Genomic DNA, 802 nt, shown 5'->3' on the forward strand with positions numbered 1-802 from the left:
GCTGAAACCGTTTAGGTTATCCACACAATTAATAAGGATGTCGTTCACGCCACGGCTCTTGAGATCGTTTAATACGCCCAGCCAGAACTTGGCGGACTCATTCTCTCCGACCCACATGCCAAGCACGTCCTTGTGTCCTTCGAGATCGATGCCAATGACCATGTAGGCGGCTTTGTTGACAATGGCGTTATCCTGTCGCACCTTGTAATGAATGGCATCCATAAATACGACCGCGTATACCTGCTGTAAGGGGCGGTTTTGCCACTGCTGCACCTGCGGAAGAATACGATCGGTGATGTTGGAGACGAGCGTTGGAGAGAGTTCCACACCGTAGATGTCGTTGAAGTGTGCCTGAATATCCCGTGTGGACATGCCTTTGGCATACATCGAGATAATCTGGTTCTCCATACCAGAGAGGTCGTTTTGATGCTTCTTGACGATCTGGGGCTGATAGTCACCTTCACGGTCACGCGGCGTTCGGATCTGGATTTCGCCCAATTCTGTCGTTACCGCCTTAGGAGCTGATTTCCCGTTTCGACTATTGGTTGTCTTCTTGTTCTTGGTGTCGTGTTTGGCATAGCCTAGATGCGTATCCAGTTCGGCCTCCATGAACTCCTGCAGCGTCTCGGCAAACATATTCTTAAGTGCGTCCTGGATATCTCCGGCTGTCTTGATATCGTTCTCTTTAATGAATTGCTGTAGCTGTTCCTTTGTAAACATTCCCATCGTGTTCTCCTGCCTCTCGTTGTCTACTTCTATAGTAGTCTGGTTTAGGAGTTTACACAATTTATTTTACAGTCCC

At 48.6% G+C, this 802-nt stretch carries 1 protein-coding gene; it reads right to left on the bottom strand.

The features are described 5' to 3' along the window. The coding region (locus ACFQ2I_RS19465) for an IS256 family transposase (RefSeq protein ID WP_377567205.1) at positions 1-726 on the bottom strand (726 nt) is incomplete at its 3' end. Between the last annotated feature and the right edge of the window lie 76 nt (positions 727-802).

Source organism: Paenibacillus chungangensis, from assembly GCF_042675905.1.
Taxonomy (GTDB): Bacteria; Bacillota; Bacilli; order Paenibacillales; family Paenibacillaceae; genus Pristimantibacillus; species Pristimantibacillus chungangensis.